The 20,111-nt window shown below is 39.5% G+C and carries 18 protein-coding genes and 7 tRNA genes; 4 read left to right on the top strand and 21 right to left on the bottom strand.

The window, feature by feature from the left end; genetic code table 11:
* Positions 1-53: 53 nt before the first annotated feature.
* Positions 54-626: a thioredoxin family protein gene (locus FPQ13_RS08345; protein ID WP_144088885.1), complete on the bottom strand. Its 573-nt coding sequence runs from the start codon at positions 624-626 to the stop codon at positions 54-56.
* Positions 627-785: 159 nt separating this feature from the next.
* On the opposite strand from FPQ13_RS08345, the gene FPQ13_RS08340 reads away from it, so the two are divergent.
* Both FPQ13_RS08340 and guaC read left to right on the top strand, forming a co-directional pair.
* Complete coding sequence (locus FPQ13_RS08340; protein ID WP_144088884.1) at positions 786-2,045, top strand: MFS transporter; 1,260 nt, start codon at positions 786-788, stop codon at positions 2,043-2,045.
* A 172-nt stretch (positions 2,046-2,217) separates the two neighbouring features.
* On the top strand, positions 2,218-3,192 hold the full coding sequence (gene guaC / locus FPQ13_RS08335; protein WP_144088883.1) for a GMP reductase: 975 nt from the start codon (positions 2,218-2,220) through the stop codon (positions 3,190-3,192).
* Positions 3,193-3,458: 266 nt separating this feature from the next.
* On the opposite strand, the gene FPQ13_RS08330 is transcribed toward guaC, so the two are convergent.
* From FPQ13_RS08330 to FPQ13_RS13745, 6 genes are all read right to left on the bottom strand, one after another.
* Complete coding sequence (locus tag FPQ13_RS08330) at positions 3,459-4,148, bottom strand: DUF2306 domain-containing protein (protein WP_144088882.1); 690 nt, start codon at positions 4,146-4,148, stop codon at positions 3,459-3,461.
* 203 nt (positions 4,149-4,351) lie between these two features.
* Positions 4,352-5,227: a putative RNA methyltransferase gene (locus FPQ13_RS08325; RefSeq protein WP_144088881.1), complete on the bottom strand. Its 876-nt coding sequence runs from the start codon at positions 5,225-5,227 to the stop codon at positions 4,352-4,354.
* Positions 5,228-5,383: 156 nt separating this feature from the next.
* Positions 5,384-7,210 (bottom strand): asparagine synthase (glutamine-hydrolyzing), encoded by a 1,827-nt coding sequence (gene asnB, locus FPQ13_RS08320; RefSeq protein ID WP_144088880.1) that lies wholly within the window; start codon positions 7,208-7,210, stop codon positions 5,384-5,386.
* A gap of 336 nt (positions 7,211-7,546) precedes the next feature.
* Entirely contained in the window at positions 7,547-8,584 is a 1,038-nt protein-coding gene (locus tag FPQ13_RS08315; RefSeq protein ID WP_144088879.1) for a serine hydrolase domain-containing protein, read from the bottom strand.
* 140 nt (positions 8,585-8,724) lie between these two features.
* Positions 8,725-9,342: a sodium:solute symporter family transporter gene (locus FPQ13_RS13750; RefSeq protein ID WP_246065433.1), complete on the bottom strand. Its 618-nt coding sequence runs from the start codon at positions 9,340-9,342 to the stop codon at positions 8,725-8,727.
* Entirely contained in the window at positions 9,339-9,830 is a 492-nt protein-coding gene (locus FPQ13_RS13745) for a sodium:solute symporter family transporter (RefSeq protein ID WP_246065431.1), read from the bottom strand. Before FPQ13_RS13745 ends, FPQ13_RS13750 begins: the two co-directional genes overlap by 4 nt.
* 339 nt (positions 9,831-10,169) lie before the next feature.
* On the opposite strand from FPQ13_RS13745, the gene FPQ13_RS08305 reads away from it, so the two are divergent.
* Positions 10,170-10,382, top strand: a complete 213-nt coding sequence (locus FPQ13_RS08305; protein ID WP_144088878.1) for a helix-turn-helix transcriptional regulator — start codon at positions 10,170-10,172, stop codon at positions 10,380-10,382.
* The gene (locus FPQ13_RS08300; protein WP_222103150.1) at positions 10,375-10,767 is read left to right on the top strand and encodes a DUF2178 domain-containing protein; all 393 of its coding nucleotides are present in this window, start codon (positions 10,375-10,377) and stop codon (positions 10,765-10,767) included. Before FPQ13_RS08305 ends, FPQ13_RS08300 begins: the two co-directional genes overlap by 8 nt.
* A 198-nt stretch (positions 10,768-10,965) precedes the next feature.
* Here FPQ13_RS08300 and glmS read toward each other — a convergent pair whose 3' ends face one another.
* From glmS to FPQ13_RS08230, 14 genes are all read right to left on the bottom strand, one after another.
* The gene (gene glmS, locus FPQ13_RS08295; protein WP_144088876.1) at positions 10,966-12,768 is read right to left on the bottom strand and encodes a glutamine--fructose-6-phosphate transaminase (isomerizing); all 1,803 of its coding nucleotides are present in this window, start codon (positions 12,766-12,768) and stop codon (positions 10,966-10,968) included.
* Between the two features lie 383 nt (positions 12,769-13,151).
* Positions 13,152-14,498 carry a phosphoglucosamine mutase gene (gene glmM, locus FPQ13_RS08290; RefSeq protein WP_144088875.1) on the bottom strand — a complete coding sequence of 449 codons (1,347 nt, stop codon included), beginning with the start codon at positions 14,496-14,498 and terminating at the stop codon, positions 13,152-13,154.
* Between the two features lie 22 nt (positions 14,499-14,520).
* Positions 14,521-15,762, bottom strand: a complete 1,242-nt coding sequence (locus FPQ13_RS08285) for a CdaR family protein (RefSeq protein WP_186279610.1) — start codon at positions 15,760-15,762, stop codon at positions 14,521-14,523.
* Entirely contained in the window at positions 15,755-16,576 is an 822-nt protein-coding gene (gene cdaA, locus FPQ13_RS08280) for a diadenylate cyclase CdaA (RefSeq protein ID WP_144088873.1), read from the bottom strand. The genes FPQ13_RS08285 and cdaA overlap by 8 nt, the downstream gene beginning before the upstream one ends.
* 162 nt (positions 16,577-16,738) lie before the next feature.
* Positions 16,739-17,353 carry a hypothetical protein gene (locus FPQ13_RS08275; protein ID WP_186279609.1) on the bottom strand — a complete coding sequence of 205 codons (615 nt, stop codon included), beginning with the start codon at positions 17,351-17,353 and terminating at the stop codon, positions 16,739-16,741.
* Between the two features lie 4 nt (positions 17,354-17,357).
* Entirely contained in the window at positions 17,358-17,936 is a 579-nt protein-coding gene (gene sigW, locus FPQ13_RS08270) for an RNA polymerase sigma factor SigW (RefSeq protein WP_144088871.1), read from the bottom strand.
* Between the two features lie 183 nt (positions 17,937-18,119).
* Positions 18,120-19,019 (bottom strand): arginase, encoded by a 900-nt coding sequence (gene rocF / locus FPQ13_RS08265; RefSeq protein WP_144088870.1) that lies wholly within the window; start codon positions 19,017-19,019, stop codon positions 18,120-18,122.
* A 195-nt stretch (positions 19,020-19,214) separates the two neighbouring features.
* Positions 19,215-19,286: transfer RNA gene (locus FPQ13_RS08260), tRNA-Gln, on the bottom strand.
* A 6-nt stretch (positions 19,287-19,292) separates the two neighbouring features.
* Positions 19,293-19,374, bottom strand: a tRNA-Tyr gene (locus FPQ13_RS08255).
* 8 nt (positions 19,375-19,382) lie between these two features.
* Positions 19,383-19,458 (bottom strand) — tRNA-Thr (locus FPQ13_RS08250).
* A 5-nt stretch (positions 19,459-19,463) separates the two neighbouring features.
* A tRNA-Val gene (locus tag FPQ13_RS08245) sits at positions 19,464-19,539 on the bottom strand.
* A gap of 8 nt (positions 19,540-19,547) precedes the next feature.
* Positions 19,548-19,619 (bottom strand) — tRNA-Glu (locus FPQ13_RS08240).
* A gap of 14 nt (positions 19,620-19,633) precedes the next feature.
* Positions 19,634-19,706, bottom strand: a tRNA-Thr gene (locus tag FPQ13_RS08235).
* 2 nt (positions 19,707-19,708) lie between these two features.
* Positions 19,709-19,783, bottom strand: a tRNA-Asn gene (locus FPQ13_RS08230).
* Between the last annotated feature and the right edge of the window lie 328 nt (positions 19,784-20,111).

Here is a 20,111-nt window from a genome sequence, read left to right as displayed (position 1 = left end):
AGTGAGTGAATGAAAATAGAGCTATCGTTCTCTGACGATAGCTTCTAGTACTATTATTCAATTTCTCCTTTGGCATCCAAAACCAATAAAGTACCTTTAAAATTTTCATACACATAATGCCAAAGCTCTGGCTCTTCTGTGTATCTTCGTGTCAATTTCTGAATCATTGCCTTTTGTTTTTCTTTAAAATCAGGATCCTCTTTTGAAGGTAATTGTTCTCGATAGTCATCTACAATTTGTTGAACTTCTGGTGCTCTCGGACCCCATTCACCAAGTAAATCTCCTTGTTCATTTAATATGAGAACGATCGGAATCGAGCGTGATCCATTGGTTAAGTGACGGTCAATAAGATCTGTATCTTCATCGCGCAAAACGACACGCGTTTCTTTTCCTGCCGCTTCAGCCAACTTACGAATGACCGGATTAATCATCATCGCATCACCGCACCAGTCTTCCGTAATAATTAAAAACTTTACAGGAAACGCCTTTAGTTGCTCACTGAAACCATCATCTGGAAGTTGAAATTGATTATACACTTGAAAACTTTCGTCTTTTAATTTACTCATATCTTCCATATATGTTTGTATTGTTTGTCCTTCTTCAAAATACTGTTTTTCCGTTTTCATCACACTCAACCTCTTTCTATAACTAGTCTGACTAATTTCAGTATGACCGATGTTACACAAAGGAAGCAACAAGTTAGCTCGTATCTTCTGAATATTGTTTCTATTTTTTAGAAATTAAGATACATTAGAAATAACAAGTTAATCAAGGGGGAATGCAGATTGAGGAAGTACACGAAAGCAGAAAAAAGCTGGATGAAATATGACATAGCGAATTCAGCCTACTTTGTCGTCATTACAACGGCTATTTTTCCGATCTATTATAAATCAGTTGCAACCGAAGCAGGCATAAGTACCGCTAACTCAACGGCCTATTTAGGCTATACGATATCGATTGCGACCTTTATTCTAGCGATGCTAGGACCTATTCTCGGTTCTTTTGCGGATTTTAAAAACATGAGACGAAAGTTCTTCTCTTTCTTCTTTTTACTCGGTTCACTATCAACAATCGGACTCGTGCTTGTACCAAATGACCAATGGTTACTTCTTTTGTTTATTTATACGCTCTCAGCAATCGGTGCACGTGGAGCAAATTTATTTTATGATGCGTATTTGGTGGACGTCACGGAACGCGAGCATATGGACGATCTATCTGCCAAAGGCTTTGCTCTCGGATACATCGGCAGTGTCGTTCCGTTCATCCTTTCCATTTCGATCATCATTTTGAGTCAAATGGGAGTGATCCCACTTTCCGTTGGTACAGCAAGTAAAATTGCATTTTTGATCACCGCGATTTGGTGGATCTTATTCACCATCCCGTTATTGAAAAATGTTCAGCAAAAGCATTGGATTGAACGCAAGCCACGCATTGTGGCTAACAGCTTTAAAGAACTGAAGAAAACATTTCTGGAAATTAAACAGCATAAAGGGATCTTGCTTTTCTTAATCGCTTACTTCTTCTATATCGATGGCGTCGGAACGATTATATCAATGTCAACGGCATATGGAACAGATGTCGGTTTAGGTGCAACGGATTTAATTATCGCCTTACTCGCCGTTCAGATCGTTGCTGCTCCTTTTGCCTTGCTATTCGGTCGTCTCGCCCGTAAATACGGCGCAAAACAAATGATATATGTTGGCATCATCATTTATATCATTGTTTGTGTTTATGCGGTTTTCCTTTATACAGTCGTTGATTTTTGGATATTAGCGATGCTTGTAGCTTCTGCTCAAGGCGGGATTCAGGCGCTAAGCCGGTCTTTTTTTGCTCAAATGGTACCAAAAGAAAAGTCGAATTCCTTTTTTGGATTCTACAATGTATTTGGACGATTCGCCGCTGTCTCAGGACCCATCCTCGTAGGTGCAATGTCTCAACTGACAGGCAATTCATCTTTCGGCGTATTCAGCTTAATCATTTTATTTATTATCGGTTTCGTCATTCTCCTATTTGTACCTGATCCGCGAAAACAACAAACGGCTTAACAATTAACCATGCAGGTGAATGTGCTGCATGGTTTTTTATATGTACAAATCCAAGTTATTCATTGACCCAAAACTTCGCTATTGACTTTCTTTTCAATATCAAGTAAATTACCTATGGGCGAACAAATTAATTAAAATTAAAAAAAACGTTCGCTTTTAAAGGAGAATTAAGATGAATAACGTATTTGATTATGAAGATATTCAATTGATTCCAAAACGATGCGTTGTCAGTAGCCGTTCGGAATGTGACACATCCGTCAAATTAGGGGAGCATACGTTCAAGCTACCTGTTGTTCCTGCCAACATGCAGACGACAATGGATGAAAAAATTGCAAATTACCTTGCGGAGAACCAATATTTTTATGTCATGCACCGTTTTGAACCTGAAACACGTCAGGCCTTTATTAAAGATATGCATAAAAAAGGATTGATCTCTTCCATCAGTGTTGGCGTCAAAGAAGAAGAGTATGACTTTGTCCAACAACTGAAAGCCGAGCAATTGATTCCTGAATATATTACAATCGATATCGCTCATGGACATTCAGACGCGGTCATCAATATGATCAAACATATCAAAAAGCATTTGCCTTCGACTTTCGTTATTGCAGGAAATGTTGGAACGCCAGATGCTGTTCGCGATTTAGAAGAAGCTGGTGCAGATGCTACAAAGGTTGGAATCGGCCCAGGTAAAGCATGTATCACGAAACTGAAAACAGGATTTGGCACAGGCGGCTGGCAACTAGCAGCGGTTAAATGGTGTGCTGAAGCTGCAACGAAGCCGATTATCGCAGATGGTGGAATTCGTACGTACGGAGATATTGCTAAATCCATTCGTTTCGGGGCATCCATGGTCATGATTGGATCCATATTTGCTGGTCATGAAGAGTCTCCTGGTAAAACGGTTGAAGTCGACGGAAAACTCTATAAAGAATACTTCGGTTCCGCTTCAGAATTCCAGAAAGGCGAGAAGAAAAACGTTGAAGGTAAGAAGCTGCTTGTTGAATATAAAGGTAAGCTTGCCGATACGTTGACAGAAATGGAACAAGACTTACAATCATCCATTTCCTATGCCGGCGGTAAAACACTCGACGCCATTCGTGAAGCAGATTATGTCGTCGTTAAGAACACGATTTTTAACGGTGATTGATTTTCGTTCACTTTCCAAAAATACTGTTCATTGTATTTCGTAGGCTTCTTGAATGGTCGAATTGTATATATAACTGCATTCCTTTTGGAGTGCAGTTTTTTTATATTTTTAAGGTGGAGTCTACGGGGCTTCAATATTAATTTGTGAAGCTTCTACATTCATTAACATTCCTTCAACATTAATATTCGCCTCTTCAACATTAATTCTCTGAGCTTCAACAGTAATGGTTTCGTTCGAAAAAAATAAGCACCGAACGATGTCGGTACTCATGAATTTCCGGCGAACTTTCGACCATAATAGCTCGAAAAGAAAATAATCATAGGTGTAAAAACAATTGTCGGAAGAAACCAGATCAATAAGTTCACTGAATCCACTTCGAGAAGCCGCGGTGCACCAAATACGACAAAAGCCGTAATCGCTGCAATCGAGCTAGCGAGCATCCCACTAATATGTTCAACAACCCAATGAGATCGGCTTTTTGGCACGGTTATCCAATAAATGAATTGTCCTCCACCAAGAAACAATCCGATCAACGGAAAGTATTGAAGTAACGGGAACCCCACATTCCAACCATAAACCATGATGCCAATACTTGAAGTCAATAATGTAAGTGTGAATGATAAGTCGACTGCCTGACAATGCGACTTGCTTCTTCTCTTGAATTTTAATACGCGCAAACCGTGCCACACGGATGCACCACTCAAGATCGCAATATAGATTAGAAACCATGAGAAAGAGCGCGTACCGGCATCAACAGATGGCATCCAAAACAGGCGGAAACATCCCATGTAGATCGCTGTCAACGAGATAATGGTCATCGAATAAACAAACACCCAACCTGACTTTCGATGAAGTTTGTTTCCTTTCTTTGTTAAAATAGGAATCCACAAAATTAATATTGCTGTAAAACCCGCAACGATATGAATCCAAAGAGCAAATTGAAAAAGAGTAGCCACTCTATGACCTACTTCCTGCTTAATTTTTAGACAATTCAGTATAAGAATACCACAGTTTTAATTGCATTTGAGATAAAACTTAATTGTTTGAGCAGTTGAAGCATTGCTTTTACAGCAAGCAGAGTATTTCCTCATCTTAAAAATTGCTGAAAAAAATACAGCTAGGAGCAATCTCCCAACTGCATATCTCTTTTTGTGTTTATTCACTTAGTTAGCTTTCGCTTCCCAATTAATACATCCAAGTCAACAGTAACCTTTTCAGATCCGCGCTCAATAAATTGTTCAATTTCCTCTTGCTCTGCATGCCATGCTAGTGGTGCCATTTGTGCTAAATGGGCGCGTTCTTCTGAAGAAAGTAGTACTTGATCCGTTAAGGATATTTCGTCCACTATATGAAAGTGTTCCTTGAAAAGTGATGTTATTTTTTCATTGTCGTAAGCTTGTTCGTTCTTTTTTCCTAACACTTCACGAAGCTCTGCAAGGTACCCAGCACGTGGCACGACTTTAATCACCAGACCATCATCCTCTAAGACGCGTTTAAATTCCTGGTAATTGGCAGGCGAAAGAATGTTCATAATTACAGCTACCGACTGATCAATAAGGGGCAAGTTGGCCAAATCGGCAACGAACCACATTTGACTTTTATATTTTCCTGCAGCCATTTTGACGCCTTCTTTGGAAATATCAATTCCGATACCGGCATTCAAGCTTTCTTTTTGCTTCCCCGTCACCTGTTCTAAATGCGAACCTTCCCCACTTCCCGCATCCAATAGAATTTGACCACTACGCCCCTTTAAATGATTCGCTATAATCTCCGAAAGTTTTTGATGTAACAATTGATACAAGTTTGTTTGAGTAATAATTTCACGCCTTGAAGTGAAAAGTTTTTTATCGTATTGACTGTCACTAGGCTGATTCAATAAATTCACATATCCTTGTTTCGCAAGATCGAATGCATGGTGATTTTTGCAGACTAATTTACTGGAATCAGCAACATGAATTGCTTGATGGCACAATGGACAACGTAATTTCTGCTCATAATTTTGTATTAACTTTGCCATTTCTTCTTTACTGGACATTTCTATTGCTTCCTTTCACTAACGACAGTGATTGCTGATTTTCATTATACGGAAAGAAAAGCGGTGATTCCAACTTAGCGTTGTTTATCAGTTTAAAAAGAGTATGTGAATCAACATCAAAAAAGACCGGGCACTTGTCCCGGTCCAGTAAAGAAACTAACTCAGCATCTCACTTAAAGACTCTTCCTCTTTTTCTTCGTATCCCATCGCTTGCTCATGCCATATAACAAATACTAATATTGCCCAAATTTTTCTTGAATAATCGATTTTACCGTCTCGGTGTGCCTCTAATAGGTCTAGGGCGTAGTCTTTGTTAAATAAATGATCAACTTCACTTTCTTCAATAAGCTGTTTCGCCCAATCATATAGTTCATTCTTTAACCAGTAGCGAAGTGGAACAGGGAATCCTAACTTACGGTTGTAAAGCACAGAATCAGGGACAATTCCACGGAGTGCTTCGCGCATCGCATACTTGGTTGTTTCCTTTGTTACACATTGCTCTGGTGTTAATTTAGAAGCAACGTTAAACACTTCTAAGTCCATATAAGGCGACCGGATTTCTAGTCCATGGGCCGCAGTCATTCGGTTAGCTTTCACCAGAATGTCGCCGCGAACCCACGTATGCAAGTCGATATACTGCATTTTTTGAACATCTGGATAATGAGTGACCTCTTCATATAAAGGTGCTGTAATATTTCGGTGGTCATATTCCGCACGATAGTTCGTTAGAAGCATCGACTTTTCTAATTCATTAAAGAGTTTAGCATTTCCTATAAAACGGTCTTCTAACGGTGTCGTTCCCCGGTCGATGAAGCTTTTACCTTTTGTACCTTCCGGCAACTTATTTGCCAACTGATTCAATGTTGCATGCATGGATTTAGGTACGTATTGGAACATCCTGAGCGAACTCGGTTCACGATAAATGTTGTATCCACCAAATAATTCATCTGCACCCTCACCGGAGAGGATTACGTCCACATGTTTTTTCGCTTCTCTAGAAATAAAATACAATGGAATGGCAGCTGGGTCGGCCACTGGTGTCTCCATCTCTTTAATGATCTTTGGAAGCTCTGAAATAAACTCATCGATTTCAACAATATAATGATGATTATCGACACCTAATTGTGCTGCTGTTTCCTTCGCAATATCAATTTCACTATAGCCTTCACGTTCAAATCCAACTGTAAATGTCTGTATTTCTGGATGAATCTCTTTTGCTAGTGCGACCACTGCACTTGAGTCAACTCCCCCTGACAAAAACGCACCGATTTTTCGCTCTGTCTGTAAATGAGCGTGGACGGAATCTCTCACGACATCTCTTATTTCTTTTAATGGTGCACCAGTTGATTGCTCATTTGGCTCGAAGTTTGGCTTCCAGTAAGTTGCTATATGCATTGGTTCATTCGGTTTCTTTGTAAAGTAGTGACCCGGCTCAAGTCGCTTGATTCCTTGCTCCATCACTTGAGGCTCAGGTACATACTGGTAAGTTAAGTAATGATGAAGTCCTTCTTCATTCAACTCGCGAGGCCCGCCATCGACAAGGTACTTCACCTCTCCTGCGACTGATAAACCCGCTTCATCTTCTGTATAAAAAAACGGCTTAATCCCAAACGGATCACGTGCGCCGAATAACTTCTTTTCTTCCTTATCCCAAATCAATAGACTAAACATGCCACGTAGCTTCGTAAGCATTTTTTCTTCATGTTCTTTATATAAGGCCAATAGCACTTCTGTTGTCGAAGTGGTCGAAAAAGAATAACCATTCTCTTCAAGCTCGCTTCGAAGTTCTTCCTTATTATAAATTGCTCCAGTAAACACGATGCAATAGCTTTCATTTTCATAGATTCTCTCTGTTGAAGTTGCATCACCCGACATCTGTACATACCCTAGAAAAACCGAATCATCTCTGTAATGAAGTTCGTCTTCTGTCTTCTGATCGTCGACTGAAGGATAATTATGTAAATATCCATGAAATTTAGCCATTTGAACCCCTCTTTTGTTATAGATTTTGTATAAGTTAAATACGTAGTACTATTATAATAACAGATAATTTTGCTCATTTATAATAGTTTTTTACTATAAAAAGACATTTTTATACAACTTTTTATATCTTTATCTATTAGACTTAAGTTTTCATACAAAAGTTTCAAATGGCTTCAACTTTCTATAAAAATAAAACTGACTTTCGTTGGAAAGCCAGCCCTAGATCTTTCATCTCTATGTTTTTGTTAAATCTCTTCAAAACTTTTACATTTGAAATAAATGTTAAACGACAGAGTTAAATAAGCATATATTTAATATAAACTAGGTCAAAAATTCCTAAACTGATATCGCAACGCGCATCGCCATACGGATAGGTAATGCTGGGTTTGAAGATTGATTGAGGTCGCCAACGATATAGATTTCTTTTTCTGGATAATAAAAAGCGAATGAACCAGTTGAGCCTGAATGGCCCAATAATTCCCCTTTGCCTTTGAAGAGTGTTGGTAATCCTTCCAAGGGGACTCTCATATAGCCACCGCCATATTGAATGGGATACATTGAAGCTTGGAGTTTATTGTAAGACGAAAGTTGTTGGAATACTTCTTTGTCAAATAACCTTCCTTGAAAAAAAGCCTTAATAAATTCCATCAATTCGCGTGTTGTGCTCACTACACCACCACTCGCGCCACAACTCATTACGTAATTAGGGCGGTGAAGTTTTGTTTGTTTAAAATAGATGGGGGGAATTGAATCACTTTCTTTTTGTGGAATATAAGTTTGCTTGAGGTTTAATGGGTCATATACCAACCGTTTAAAGGCTTCTTCTAAAGAGGACTGACATACTTTCTCAATTATTCTACCGAGCAAATCAAAATTGATATCTGCATAATAAGCCTTCCCCACTGGTTCAGGTAAAAAGTGTGGTTTCATTTGTTTTGTTGTCGCAAGCAATTCATCGAAACTCAAATAAAAGTCTTTATGAATCACTTGTTTTTTTAGATTAACGCTTTTTTCTTCATAGGCATCCGGCAATCCACTTGTTTGAAATAACAAATGAGCTATTGTTAGATTTGGTGTATGATCTTGCCCTTTATACGTGTGGAGTCCTTGAAGCACTTCTTGATTAAAGTACTTGGTTAACCGATCATTCAAAGATAGTTTCCCTTGCTCATTCAATTTCAAAATACAAGCCGTTGTGAAAAGCTTGGTGATACTCGCCAAAATAATCTGAGAATCCATCCCTTTCCCACCGTACACGAGAAAATGTGATTGATTATCTTTCGACTCCTCAACCATCAATATACCTTCATGCACATCTTTTGACTTGGTCATTTTGTGAAAGACCTTGTCAATATACACTGTTTCAATTGGCATTTTTCCGTCCCTCTCCAACAGAATTTCTAATGTTTTCACCTAAGTATAAATCAATAATAACACAACATTCTGATAATTAATGAGTATAAAATCAAAAAAGAGGAAGCTAGGACAGCTCCCTCAATACCTTCCTTATCTGATTATTTTACTTTCATCTTCAATGCCGACTCATTCTGCTCGTTATACGTCAAAAACGTAACGACCAACAATAGTGCTATAGATAAAGGCAAACCAATAAATACTGGGTGCAAACCGAAAGGATGTCCTAGTACCTGCCAGATGACTGCAGCAATAAGACCTCCCCATATGGATGTGATTCCTGCAATCTTCGTTACTCTTTTCCAAAACAAACCAAAAAGGACCGGTGCTAACAATCCTGAAACGGACATCGCTGTCCCCGTTACCATCAGATTCACTAATCCTGGGATTGTCAAAGCAGCGACAAGCGCGATGACAGACACGATCAAAACAGAAATCTTACTGTAGGCTAACATTTTTTTGTTATCAAAGTGTTTTACGTTCGGTCTGATCAAATCATTCGCTATTGAGGACGAGCCCGCAATAAAAAAGGAATCCGCGCTTGATATGACCGTCGCCAATAATACAACAATCATGACGACGACAAGTGGGAATGGAAATAACTCGCCGACAACACCATAATAAATAAGTGCTGGATCAACATTTTCTATACCTAGGCCGAAACGGCTAAAGACACCAATCGCTACAACGAGTGCAGCCAATGAAATTGCAACAATCATTGAAATCCAATAACCATTCCTCGCTGTCTCAAGTTCAAAATAGTCGCAATCGCCACAAACTGCATACCTGTCATTGCACAATAAGAAAACAAGACACTAATCACCGTTGGAATCCGAGCCTTCTCGCCATAACGTAAAGCTGTATAATCACCCAATGTGACCATGTTATGTACTTCACCTAGACGTCTAACCCGCTTCAGCAAAAATGATGCGAAAATAATGATGGAAAATAGCATCGTGATATTGATCCACTGCTCCCCCATCCCTAAACTGTAACCATTCGCCATATAACCTAGTAAGGTTGACCCACCAACGCCTGTTCCAATAAACGTTAGCATAATCGGGAATAAACCGACTGATCTTCCTGCAACGTTATAGTCTTCATATGTTTTCGTTTTTCGACTCATGTATAAGGCCAATGCAAATAAAATAGTAAAGTAAACGAAAACAGTTACAGCTAAAATCGTTTGTTCCTCTCCGTTGAACATTTAGACACCCCTTCATTCAATTATGTAGCGATAGATTCATAGATTACAAAAAAGCGTTCTCATTTTGTAAGAACTTTCTACTCCAATTAATGCTAGCTCACCTCTTTAAAAAACATCACCTATATAAGGGTAACTTATTTTTATAAAATTTTGCACCTGTTTTTAAGAGCCTATTTGTGCATTACCTTTGGTATTGGTTGGATTCACTATGATGGTTATTTTAGTATTGAAGTAATTTATAGTTTTATGTGTAAAACTTGTTTGACACCCTCTTTCCTTTGTATTACTATGTAACCTGTAAAAGGTTCTTTACACCTTGTAAATGTGGAGGCAACAGAATTGGAGAATAAGATTAGAGAGTATAGAGAAAAAAACAGTCTTTCACAGGGTAAATTGGCGGAACTATGTAATGTAAGTAGGCAAACGATTAACGCCATCGAAAATGATAAATATGACCCAAGTTTACAATTAGCATTTGATATCGCAAAGACGTTAGATGTAGCCATGGAGGATTTATTTAACTCACATAATGGGGGAAAGAGACGTGGATAAAACTAAAAAGATAATTGCTATTCTGGCCTTTGTTGTTTTTCTGACCATAGGAGGAACAACCATATATAAATGGCTAAATTATGGAACAATCGATTCAGCCGGTATATTCTTCAGTTTTTTGGCTTTAAGCTATTTTTTTAACTGGTTGAACTGGGGTGACCACGAAGGTGGTGGTGAGAAGGATGAATTGGATCGGCATATTGAAACTCAAAGTGCCAAAATCGGTTACTATGTTTTAATGATCCTATCTGGATTAATACTATTTATCTCTGAAGGAACAGGCAGTTTCAACGAGATTAATAATTATCCACTAGTCATCGTGGTAGGTCTTACTTTCGTTACAATTCCGATTACAGAGTTTATCTATTCAAAGAAGTTTAAATAATAAACCACACACAAATTCAGTATTCTCCATAAAAAAAGAACCGAGAAGACATACCAATGGTACGCTCCCGATTCTGATTGGAGTATTACATAAATTCCGATTTACACCTGCCTCCACTTTCCCTTCCTTGTAAAACTTCCTTAGAGTTTGTAAGAAGGCTACGTGGGGGACAGAACTCGCTTATCCTTCCCTATTTAACTATTCCACCGTCACGCTCTTGGCCAAATTCCTCGGTTTATCAACATCACAATCTCGATGCAATGCTGCATAATAAGCCATTAACTGAAGTGGCAAGACGCTAACGAGTGGGGCAAGCAACGGATGAACATCTTGAATGATGACATCGTCTTCTGGTCGTTCTAATCCTTCTCTCGTCACCATGCACACATTCGCACCACGTGCTTCTACTTCCTGAACATTGCTGCGAATCAAGTTGTTCACATGTTCTTGGGTAGATAATGCGATGACTGGTGTGCCTTCTTCGATTAAAGCGATGGTACCATGTTTCAGTTCTCCTCCAGCAAATCCTTCTGCTTGGATATAAGAGATTTCTTTTAGCTTTAATGCTCCTTCAAGGGCTACGTGATAGTCCATTCCGCGGCCGATAAAAAAACAGTTCCGTGTTGTGTACAAGTATTGATACGCAATTTTTTCGAACCGATCTTTTTGGTCGCATAGGGCTTCCATCGCATTTCCGACTATAGCTAATTCTTTTAATGGATCGAAGTCTAACTCCAAATCTTTTGCTTGCGCTGTATCTACCGCAAGAATCGTTAAAACAGCTAATTGAGCTGTATAAGCTTTTGTAGAAGCTACAGCAATCTCAGGGCCTGCGTGCAAGTGTAGTGTGTGTGTTGCTTCACGAGAAAGGGTAGATCCTGGAACATTCGTTATCGTAATCGATGGGTGTCCCATTTTCTTAATTTCCACTAATACAGCACGTAGATCAGCTGTTTCTCCGCTTTGTGAGATAAAAATAAACAATGGTTTTTTAGACAGCAATGGCATGTTATATGAAAATTCACTGGCAATATGAACCTCTGTTGGCACTTCAGCTACTGTTTCAAGTAATTCCTTACCAATCAATCCAGCATGGTAGCTTGTTCCTGCTGCGATAATATAGACACGATCGCAATCCTTCATCGCATCTCGGACACCTTCATCCAGTTTAATTTGATCGGACTCATTCTGATATTCTTGGATGATTTTCCGCATGACAAAAGGTTGTTCGTCAATTTCCTTTAGCATGAAATGTGGATACGTTCCTTTTTCGATATCATCTATATTCATGTCAACTTCGAATGATTCTCGTGCCACTTCTGTACCATCAAGTTGTTGAATCGTCACTTGGTCTTTTTGAACAAGGACAATCTCTTCATCCATCAACTCGACAAATCGATCTGTCACTTGAAGCATCGCCATTGAGTCACTGGAAACAACATTGAATCCTTCCCCTCTACCTACGAGAAGTGGGCTTTTATTTTTAGCGACAAAAATCGTTTCCTCATCTTGTTGATCCAATAATGCAATGGCGTAAGAGCCTTCCAATAAGTCAATTGTTTTCCGAAAAGCATTCATCGTTGAACCTGTTTCTTTGGCAAACTGGTCCACTAGTTGAACGATGACTTCTGTATCTGTTTCACTGACAAATTCAACATCAGTTAAATATTCGTTTTTCAATTCGTGATAGTTTTCAATTACCCCATTATGAACGAGAGTATAACGTCCTGACTGGCTCATATGTGGGTGAGCATTTGTTTCATTCGGTTGGCCATGAGTCGCCCAACGTGTGTGTCCAATTCCCACTGTAGCTTCTGTGTTTTCATCAACCGCTTCACGTAACGTAGCGATACGGCCTTTAACTTTGAAAAGCTTGAGATCGTTAGTCGATTGAACAGCAATACCAGCTGAATCATACCCCCGATATTCAAGTTTTTCTAAGCCATTCAATAAAATTCCTTTTGCATCATTTTCCCCGATATATCCAACAATTCCGCACATACTATTTACCTCCAATGGAAAGAGGCAAACAAATATCCTTTTATGCGGGGCATTCGTTTGCCCCTTTCTCGTGTTTGTTATGTCCATCTGGTTTGCAGCTTTGTACATGAAGTCACCTTCATGTTTTAACCACAAACATAGCAGTTGAGATGGGCAACCGGGAGGCATCCGCCGAAGACATCGATTAACCTCCTCCTCGTCAACTATCTTCTTTACCGTACAGAAAATAGTCCAGGCGCTTTACATATAACTGTTTCTTCTATCCTCCTTGCTTTTTCCAAATAAGTGTAACGTTATCAGTTTAAAGACATTCAACCGATTCGTCAACAGAAAGTTAAAAAAGAGTATAGAGTTTTTAACTCTACACTCTCTTATAACCTATGTTATTTCAGGCCAAACGTTTTCTCGATTACCTCGACAACTTGATCGACTGCTTTTTCACACTCTTCTTTCGTTGGTGCTTCTGCCATCACACGAACGACAGGCTCAGTGCCAGAAGGGCGGACAAGTACTCGGCCTTTATCGCCAAGCTCTTCTTCAACGCGATCAATCTCTTCTTGAATGACGTTACTCGTCAGTACTTCGTTTTTGTCCAATACGCGAACGTTTTTCAAAACCTGTGGAAAAATTTCAATTTCACTAGCCAACTCGGATAGTGATTTCTCTTTTTCGACCATGACATTGATCAATTGTAGTCCTGATAGCATGCCATCACCAGTCGTATTATGGTCTAGGAAGATAAGGTGTCCGGATTGTTCCCCACCAAAGTTATGGCCTTGTTTCACCATTTCTTCCATGACATAGCGGTCGCCGACAGCTGTTTTATCCGATGTAATGCCGACTTCATCAAATGCACGGTATAGCCCAATATTACTCATAATTGTCGTTACAACCGTGTCGTTTTTCAATTGACCTTTTTCTTTCATATGTTTCCCGCAAATGTACATAATACGGTCACCATCAATAATATTTCCTTTTTCATCGACAGCAATCAACCGGTCACCATCACCGTCAAAAGCAAGTCCGATATCTGCACCTTGATCAAGTACGGCTTTCTGTAAGTTTTCAGGACTCGTTGAACCATATCCATCATTAATGTTCAAACCATTAGGTGCTGCACCGATCGATTGGATATCCGCTTCAAGATCGCCGAATAAGTGGGAGGCAATCCATGAAGTAGCACCGTGCGCACAGTCTAGTACTACTTTGATACCATCAAAATCAACATCAACTGTATCCTTCAAATGCTGGATATATTTCTGGGCGCCTTCAAAATAATCAATAATTTGACCGACGTCACCAGCAACTGGACGTTCAAGCTCGTCCTCTCCGTCAATTAATTGTTCAATAGCCTCTTCGTTTTCATCACTTAATTTATATCCGCTTGCTCCAAAGAACTTAATTCCATTGTCTTCAACTGGGTTATGCGATGCAGAGATCATAACCCCAGCTTGCGCTCCAGAAGCTTTTGTTAAATAAGCAACTCCTGGTGTAGAGATGACACCTAAGCGCATGACGTCTACACCTGCTGACAGGATTCCAGCAATCAGTGCACTCTCAAGCATTTCACCTGAAATTCGTGTATCTTTCCCTACTAAAATACGCGGTTTTTCTGTCGCATCCTTTGTTAATATATGAGCGCCATAACGACCTAACTTAAAGGCCAGTTCTGGTGTTAAATCTTTGTTTGCTACTCCTCTAACTCCATCCGTACCAAAATACTTTCCCATATTGTTCACTCCTTCATCTGAACTATTGTTCGATTTGTATACGTATTCTTTCTTCTTCAGTGCGTAGACGAATGTTTTCAGGTCCTTCTACCTTTATTTCTGCAAATACTTCGCCTTCGACATACTCACTGACGTTGATCCAAGCTCGTACATCTTTTCGCTCTAATTTTTCCAAGTCTTCTTTCGTACCAATCGCTGTTATATCAATAACTGGCTCATCGCGATCAACAAATGTAATTGTTGCATCTTCTGGTGCTTCTTCAATTTCAATTTCCATCTCTTCAAATACTTTTTCTTGTGCTTCAGATACGTTAATTTCAACTTCAACAGTTTCCGGCTCAATTTTCGTCGTATCGGATGGTCTAGGAACATCCATTTCAATCGTAGTCGATTCGGTAATCTCAGATAAATTTATTTCCAATGGCTCCAATGCGCTTATTTGATCTAATCGTTCTTCTTTTGCATGCAGCGTTGCTGAAATTGGCTGAATATTAATTGACTCTAGCACGAGGCTATCATCCAATTCTCCGACTTTTTCATATTGGATTGGATAACGGCGGTCACGCACGGATACATCTGCTTTGACGGATGCATTTGACGGTGTCACAAATACATTCAGTTCATTACCTTGATTATCGTAGACACGAATCGGAATGTTCGTCACTTCACCTTCCGTCTCTAGCTCATTAAAGTTAATTAACGCTCGTACAGTTGCGATTTTATCTATTTCCGATTTTGACCCCGTAACCTCGACTTCCTTCGGATCAATTGTCGGCTCTTCGGCAAACACTTCTGTTATATCAGCGTCTCCTTGACCGATATATTCTTTTTCCAATGGAAAGGTCTCCGTTGCTCGTTCTTCTAAAATGACCTCTACAGTTTCTGGTTCGAGGTAAACAGTTAACTGATTCGACAACCCATTATGCTGCAGGTCGACATTATGTACACCTGCTTCATATTCATTCAAATCAATATAAACATCAAAGTCTCGCTGTCTCGCTGTTTGCATGACGACACTTTTCGGACCTTCTATTGAAATATCAACCGTTTCAGGGACACCCCGTACAACGTATCGCTCGTCATCCATTGATACTTGCAATGGGATATCATTGATTGTTGTCACATCGGTTGAAGAAGAAGGTAAAAGCGTGTTACTTGGCGTTTGTGAATTCGCTTCATCAATCGCTACAGTAACGTATAACAAGATGGCTAAAAACAGTGAAACAACTCTTGTAAACCATGGGCTTTTCAACCATTTATCCATTTGATTTCCCCCTCCAGTTCCACGACTTGGATGTTGAGGAGTTTTCCAACACATTCAGCTCTTTCACAAGAATCTTACGTAATTTTTCTTCATCCAATTGGCGGTGAAGCTCGCCATTTTTTGAGCAAGAAATATGACCTGTCTCTTCAGATACAATAATCGTTAAGGCGTCGGTCACTTCACTTATCCCCATTGCCGCTCTATGCCTCGTACCTAATTCTTTAGAAATGAATGGACTTTCACTTAATGGTAAATAACATGCAGCGGCGACGATTTCATCATTTCGAATAACGACAGCTCCATCATGTAACGGTGCATTGGGAATAAAAATATTGGTCAGCAGTTCACTCGTCAGCTTACCGCCTACTGGAATTCCCGTTTCAATATAATCATTCAAGCCCGTCTCACGCTCAATAGACATTAATGCGCCAATTCGTCTTTTACTCATATAATTACAGGATTTAATAATTGCTTCAATTGAATCTTGAATCTTTTTTTCCTCGGATTGCGAATATCGAGAAAACAAACTTCCTCTTCCCAATTGTTCCAAAGCTCGCCGGATTTCTGGCTGAAATAAAATAATGACTGCTAAGAAACCCCAATCAATCGCTTGGTAGACTAACCATTGTACGGTTTGGAGTTCGAAAAATGAACTCAACAACCAAATGGCTAATATGACGAATATCCCTTGTAATAATTGAACCGCTTTCGTTCCACGAATCACGGAAAATAATTTATAGATAACAAACCAAACGAGGGCAATGTCCACAACGATTCGCAAAATATCGAGGAGGTTAAATTCTTCCCAGCTCATGCCCACACTTCCTTCATCAATATCAGTTTACCGTTCTCTCAAATGTACCCTTTATTATAGCATAACTATATCCCTCATTTACATTTTCCGTTAGAATAAATATGAAAACGTCCAATTTCTTCAAATAAGAAAAAGGACGTTTGAGTATATTTACTATGTGTTTCATTGATAGCTGAACTGCTGAAAGAAATCAGAGACTTGCCGCGAAAAACGGATCGCTGCCCATTTCAAAAAACGATTCACTTGTACGATTTCCCCACTGATATTATTGTTAGCCTGAGCAAGCTCACTATTTACAAGTGTCACATTTCCATTGACATGCCCTTTAATTTCAACGATTGCATTTTCAATCGTCAAATCGCCATGGATTACTTTACCTTCTGGCACAATCACTCTATTTCCTTCTACCTGAATTCCTTCATAGCTTGATACATATACATCTTGATCTGATTGGAACTCAATGAAAGCCGATGTCATTAACATAACCAAAAACACGGCACAGGCTGTAATCAAAGGGTGCTCTTTTATCGTTTTGACAAATTTCGTTGATTTCGATTCTATCGGCAGACGGTCAATAATGTCTTGTTTGAATGTTGAAGGCTGCGAGACGGCAGGTGAGTTTTTTAGTTGTTTTTCAACATCTTTCAATTCTCGAAAATGTTGTAAACAAAAATCACAATTCATTAAATGGTTTTTCAATGAGAGCTCCTCATTGTAGCTCATTTCTTGATCGATATATTGATGGATTTTTTCTTGATATCCATGTGTACAAGCCATCTCGTCACTGACCTCCTTTCGATTGTCCATGCATTAACTTTCGTAGTGCTTCTCTTCCCCGGTGTAAATGAGTTTTAATTGTTCCTGTAGGTAAATCAAGCGTTTCTGAGATTTCTTTTAACGAAAATTCATCCATATAACGCAATACAAGTACAACGCGGTACTTGCTTGGTAACTGTAATAAGTATTGCTGCATCTCGTCCTGATTTTCTTTCTGTTCAACGGTCTCTTGCGGTGTTTCTGATGTATTTTCTATGTGATCTAAATATGTTATGTTCTCGCCTACAGCCATTGGTTGATCTAGTATGTATAGCGGCTTTTTCTTTCGCATCCAATCAACTGCAGTGTTCGTCGCAATTCGATAAATCCACGGTGCAAAGCTTTGCTTATTTTTAAATGTATGGATTTTTGTATAAGCTTTAACGAAAGCTTCTTGGGTTACTTCCTCAGCCTCATGAAAGCTACCTAATAAGCGGTAACAATGTTGATAAATCCGCTTTTCATACGTATCGATAATAATCCCAAATGCGTCCTTATTCCCCTTTTTCACCTGTTTGACGATTTGATTGATTTCATTTTCCATAAACATAACCTCTGTTCGCCACTTTGGCTAGATAATAGTAATACGTTTACCTGATCATTTAAGTTTCAGTTACTTTAAAATATGTGCTTATTTAAGTTTACATGCTACCGACTGCGTTGTGAATACATCGAATAATAAAAGAACTACCTGCTCAAACTCAGGTAGTCCTTAACTTAAAGTTTATTATATATATCTTTCACCTAATAACGAACCAATCAGTTCAACCGTTCGCTCAGCCGTTTGGTTTTTAACGTCCAATAACGGATTCACTTCAACGAATTCCGCTGAAACGATTTTCTCAGATTCATTCAACAATCTTAATGCATAATGTGATTCTCTTATTGATAAGCCACCTTCAACCGGTGTCCCAGTTCCAGGAACATAAATTGGATCCAACGAGTCGACATCGAAGCTCAAATGAATTCCGTCTGTACGAGTCGATAAGTCATTCAAGGTTTCCTTTATAATTGATTCAATCCCTTGTTGTTCAACTTCATGTGCTGTGTACACTTTAATTCCTTTTTCTTTAATCAATTCTCTTTCACCAGAATCGATTGAACGAGCACCAATAATAATTACATTTTCAGGTTTAATCTTTGGGTTGTTTTGTAAAATTGAAGTCAACTTTTCATGTCCCATACCTAAATTAACAGCAAGTGACATGCCATGGATATTTCCTGAAGGTGAAGTTTCCTCCGTATTAAAATCAGCATGTGCATCATACCAAATAACACCAAGATTATTATAATGCTTCTGCACTCCAGCAATTGTTCCGATTGCCATACTGTGGTCCCCACCTAATATGAGTGGAAACTGACCGTCTTCGATAATTTCTGAAACCTTATTAGCCGCCAGTTCATTAGCAGATGCAATCTCATCTAGATTTTTCAAATTTGAAACGTGATCTGTAGTTTGGGACTCTTTGTTTTCAATCTGTACGTTACCGTAGTCTTGGTAAACCGCTTTCAAGTTTTGTAACACTGTATACAAACCCGCATGCCGAATGGCATCAGGACCGAGATCGACACCTTTATTCGGTTGTCCTATCGTAATTGGTACACCTAAAATTCCAACGTTTTTCATTTGAGTTTGCCTCCTCTTGCTGCAATCATTTTAAACATATTATTCTTTTGGTTCAACTGGACAAATTGGTGAATATTTATTCAAAAAAACAATTAATACTACTCAATATGGTTTACTACAAACCTTAGAATCACACACATAAAAAAGTGCTATTCAGTCTGAACCTTGACTGAATAGCACTTTTCATTAAATGCACTGGGCTACCAGGATTCGAACCTGGGAATGACGGGACCAAAACCCGTTGCCTTACCGCTTGGCTATAGCCCAATAAAATGGAGGGGGAGAGATTCGAACTCCCGAACCCTGAGGGAGCGGATTTACAGTCCGCCGCGTTTAGCCACTTCGCTACCCCTCCGCTTTAAATGGTGCCGGCCAGAGGACTTGAACCCCCAACCTACTGATTACAAGTCAGTTGCTCTACCAGTTGAGCTAGGCCGGCATATATGGTGGAGGATGCAGGACTTGAACCTGCGACCCCCTGCTTGTAAGGCAGGTGCTCTCCCAGCTGAGCTAATCCTCCAATAAATATGACCCGTACGGGATTCGAACCCGTGTTACCGCCGTGAAAGGGCGGTGTCTTAACCACTTGACCAACGGGCCATGTGCTACATAAAAGCTTCCTGCCGGACTTGAACCGGCGACCTCATCCTTACCATGGATGCGCTCTACCGACTGAGCTAAGGAAGCAATGGCTCCAGCGGCAGGATTCGAACCTGCGACCAATTGGTTAACAGCCAACTGCTCTACCACTGAGCTACGCTGGAATGTAGTAATGAAATCTCGTGTGGTGCACGCTTCGCTTAATATGCTCAGTGCTCGTCGTGTGTCCACTCCTCGCAAACCTACTCAGAAGATTCTTCAGGATGTTTACGGTTCGCTACGCTGGAATGTAGTAAACGAATAAAAATTTGCACTTGCTTCCTAGCTATTAATTATACAAAAAAATAAAATATAAATCCAATTATATTTTAGCTAATCACCTATTAAGATGATCAAGAAGTGACTTACTATGTATATTGCCCGGCAACGTCCTACTCTTGCAGGGGAAAAACCCCAACTACCATCGGCGCTAGAGAGCTTAACTTCTGTGTT

The organism is Allobacillus salarius, assembly GCF_007559425.1.
GTDB lineage: Bacteria > Bacillota > Bacilli > Bacillales > Alkalibacillaceae > Allobacillus > Allobacillus salarius.
The sequence above is the reverse complement of the archived record's forward strand: the minus strand, read 5'-3'. Positions and strand labels throughout refer to the sequence as shown.